Consider the following 2,747-nt stretch of genomic DNA (forward strand, 5'->3'; position numbering starts at 1 on the left):
CCCGTCGCCGTGCTGTTGTTGCCCGACGCCGTCGATGCCTGACCCGTGCCCGTGCCGTTGTCGCCTGCCGCATTCGATGCCTGACCCGTCGCCGTGCTGTTGTTGCCCGACGCCGTCGATGCCTGACCCGTGCCCGTGCCGTTGTCGCCTGCCGCATTCGATGCCTGGCCCGTCGACGTGCTGTTGTTGCCCGCTGCATTCGATGCCTGACCCGTACCCGTGCTGTTGTTGCCCGATGCCGTCGAGTTGCCTCCAACTGAGGTGCTGTTATTTCCGGTGGCCGAACCGCCACCAGCGGCGCCTCTCTGAAGAACTGTAATATCGGCCGTGTTCTGGCTCACAATACTTGACAACGCATTCAACTGCGACACGTTCACTGCATCTGTCGGCGCCACACCTGCGGTCACGTTACTAATCGTACTGGTGCCTGCCGCACTGGCAGCGCTTACTCGGAGTGCATTAAGCGTAATCCCTGAAGGGCCATACAACAGAATGTTGCCGGGCGGGTTATATCCCGTTGCCCCGACGGCCATGTAAGCCTGATTTCCAGTGAGACCACCAGCCCCGTTGGAATTCTCGGAGAGGATTACCCCGGTGCCTCCACCGCACGCCCCCTCAGAGGTGTTGCCAGCCATGCCTGCAACATTTCCTGAACCGGAAAATCCCAAGGCATTTACGCCATTTCCCAAGCAGTCCTCAACCACCCCGGCCTGAGCCGAATCCGCTAGTACGCCCGTGGCCAAAGCCGCTACCACACCCATCATGATTGGCTTCAGCACACGCCGCATCCCGTCACGTGACGTTGAATTACGCCCTGTTTTCGACGCCTTCCCGTGTGCTCGTGTCAACTCACTAGCAGCAACCCAGGCTCCCAATTTCTCATTCCAAACTGCTTTGTACACCACATTCATTTCATTGTCCCTCGGGCCACTAGGCCACCCATACACTTAGAAATAACACCAACCACAACCGATAACAAACAAATCAATTAGAAATGCCGATAATATTAACCAAGTTTATGAATAACGATTATTTTCATTCCCTCGCTCTGGTAGGTCACCCAGATTCACCTCGAACCACCCCAAGAATATCGACGCCTCCGCCTCACTCAAGAAACAAAATCATCACTTGCCTGCATTTACGCGCCCCTCTCCCCATTAACCCTGCCAACCCACGTGGCGCGCCCTTCACGATTTGATAATCCACCAACAAAAATCCGTTAAAACATTTTTACTTAATCGACTCACGCAAAACGTAGCGCAATACGCGGCAGCACCATAAATATCAATCTTCGCCACCAAATCATCCGTGATAATCACTTTCCGCAGCCATCCGCTTAAACCATCAAATACATAGCATTCCATGTCTGCAACTAAATCCAGAGATAAAACGATGGAGGCGTCGACAAGCCGGGAGCAACGACAACGCAGATTGACAGAGTAGAAGCTTTCCACGGGCCGCGGGGGGGGGGGCGAACGAAATCGATCTCGAGGAGGACGCACTCACATGGCGCAATCCGATCCAGTAACTTTTCCTGAGTGTAGTAGTCCGCCTAAAGTGAATGAAATTGGATTCGACCACACAGACACCGGTAAAGCACGGCGCGATAGCTTACCGACTAGCACTGCAGAAGCAGCAAGCGCGATCAGCAACGACAGCACCCTGAAAATGAGAGACTCCACTGGAACCTACTGACACCAAGGCCTGCACATCTGGCAAAGCTCAAACCGACACCAGAAAGCGCATCGACACCACATCCCCCCGCTCTCGTTACGCGCGACGATGTGACAGTGATGCGTTTGCGCTGCACGATTTTGACGATGCGTTCGCACGCACCGCGTGACGGCATCGTCGCCGCAGGAGCCACACTCTATGCCGACATCGGTACAGCCAGACCGAGTCCGGGCCAAGATAGCTGCAGAGAACAAAGTAACAATATAGGATCTCTTACATCACCTCCTTTGTTCAGAAGTCGAATGCATGCCTTCTCAATCGATCCCCAACCAGACTCGCGCTCCCCAACCATTGGAAGGTTCTTCATATGAGTCAAGTTCATGTGCCATCGAGTCGACAAAAACAAAATCGTCGTCCAGCTCGCCCTTCAGGAAAACTCATTTAGCGCACGTCGAATCGAACTCAGATGCCACAACAAAATCGCCTAAATATCAACCCAGAATATTTATATACAGCTCCTTCATCTCACTCCACCCGATCGCGCGATGCATTTCCAATATAAAAAAATCTGCCAAATAATCTGACTTACAAATAACAAAAATCACGAGCAGGAACAATATCACAATTTAATTATCATTAAAAATCAATAACTCCACCACCCCAATTGCCTTCATAAAAACCACCACAAATCCAAGTCGAATCATTGCCGCCATAAAGAGTGGCAAGACACGTTTATTTCCGGTTTATCGATTTCATTGGCCAATAATATTGGATCTGAAAAAATCACAAACGAAATTTTTGTCACGAAATCTTTAGACAATGTAAAGCGATATCGCCTGGTATTTGAGGCTGGTTGACCTGCCCCTCCGCGTTTAGTCCGGCACCGCAAAGGGCAGCTCGAGCGCCCAGGACGATACGCCGGTCCACACCTTGGTCTGCTGCGACAATCCGGACAGAGGTGGCCTCGCAAAATCGGACAGCCAGATAAGTGGAACGGCCGGGGCCTGAGCCAGCGATAATGCCGGCAAAGGAACCGAGGAAATGACGAAGAGAACCCGACGCACGCACTCAGC

General features: G+C 52.3%; 2 protein-coding genes. Both read right to left on the reverse strand.

Features of this window, described 5'->3' with window-relative positions:
- A partial coding sequence (locus HWX36_RS36610; protein ID WP_279613419.1) for an ESPR-type extended signal peptide-containing protein occupies positions 1–911 on the reverse strand: 911 nt, incomplete at its 3' end.
- 1,635 nt (positions 912–2,546) lie between these two features.
- A partial coding sequence (locus tag HWX36_RS36885) for a hypothetical protein (protein ID WP_208457847.1) occupies positions 2,547–2,747 on the reverse strand: 201 nt, incomplete at its 5' end.

This window comes from Burkholderia sp. BCC0405 (assembly GCF_902833075.1).
In the GTDB taxonomy this organism is placed as follows: domain Bacteria; phylum Pseudomonadota; class Gammaproteobacteria; order Burkholderiales; family Burkholderiaceae; genus Burkholderia.